Source organism: Nitrosomonas sp. Nm132 (assembly GCF_900100485.1).
GTDB lineage: Bacteria > Pseudomonadota > Gammaproteobacteria > Burkholderiales > Nitrosomonadaceae > Nitrosomonas.
The window spans coordinates 1-1,142 of sequence record NZ_FNDH01000125.1; the positions used below are offsets into that span (position 1 = coordinate 1).

The window sequence follows — 1,142 nt, forward strand, 5'->3', positions numbered from 1 at the left end:
GCACGCCGCAAGTGCGCTGTAGACGCGCAACAAACGCAAAATTATTTGCGTAAAGCTGAGCTTAAGCTCTATAGATGATGGAGGAATCGACCCTCCGATATCGGCGTTCAGGTGCGGGTATCAAACCACTTCAAGCGGCTGCTGTAAAAGTCGGTGGTCGTGAGCGTTGAAGAAAGTCAGAGGATAAAATCTGGCGAGGTATGGACTAGAAAGACGAATGAAGCTGAATCTCTGTTGAAGCATCGAAAAGCCCTTATGACATCAAAACCGCAGCTATTTGTGGGGCGGCGGGATGAATCCACGAGCAACCTGATTACTGAGTGGGTGGTGTCCGGTGTGCTGGAGGCGTGAGTCTAGTTCAGGCATTTATAGGGAACTACAGGAAGCAGTCGCTTGGATGATAAGGAAGAAATTCGAGGAAGTGATATTCCAAGAATGAGAGTACCAAGGCCAAGAACTGTGGCGGGACTACTCGTAGTAGTGATGAAATTTCTGTAATGGAAATGGAGTGAAGGGGTAGTGTTAAACAAGCTAAATTTGTTATTCAACTTGCAGGAGGATGAAATAATGAAGGCAGCAAAACCATTTGATATTCCCAAGGCATTAGTGTGGGAAGTGTTTAAATTAGTCAAAGCCAATAAAGGGTCTGCCGGTATAGACCAGGAGTCACTTGAGGATTTTGAACAAAACTTATCGGGAAACTTATATAAACTTTGGAATAGATTATCATCAGGTGCTTACTTTCCTCCGGCCGTTAAGGGGGTAGCGATACCCAAGAAACAATGAGGAGAAAGAGTGTTAGGCATTCCAACAGTCTCGGATCGAATAGCCCAAATGACAATTAAACTGGCGTTTGAGCCATGCGTTGAACCTCACTTTTTGGACGACTCCTACGGATATAGACCAAATAAGTCCGCACTAGACGCGGTGGGAGTCACGCGGCAAAGATGTTGGCAGTACAATTGGCTATTGGAGTTTGATATCAAAGGCCTGTTTGACCATATCGACCATGAATTATTAATGAAGGCGGTGAGGAAACACACCAATAATCGGTGGATAATACTTTACATAGAACGGTGGCTGAAAGCCCCTATGCAGATGTCAGATGGAAAGCTCGTTGAGCGGACGCGAGGCACGCCTCA

The 1,142-nt window shown here is 45.8% G+C and carries 2 protein-coding genes; both read left to right on the forward strand.

Annotated features, from left to right (window positions below; genetic code table 11):
* Nucleotides 1–567 precede the first annotated feature (567 nt).
* Complete coding sequence (locus BLP80_RS16490; protein ID WP_256325139.1) at nucleotides 568–786, forward strand: hypothetical protein; 219 nt, start codon at nucleotides 568–570, stop codon at nucleotides 784–786.
* Between the two features lie 9 nt (nucleotides 787–795).
* On the forward strand, nucleotides 796–1,142 hold a 347-nt coding region (locus BLP80_RS16495), incomplete at its 3' end, for a reverse transcriptase domain-containing protein (protein WP_256325140.1).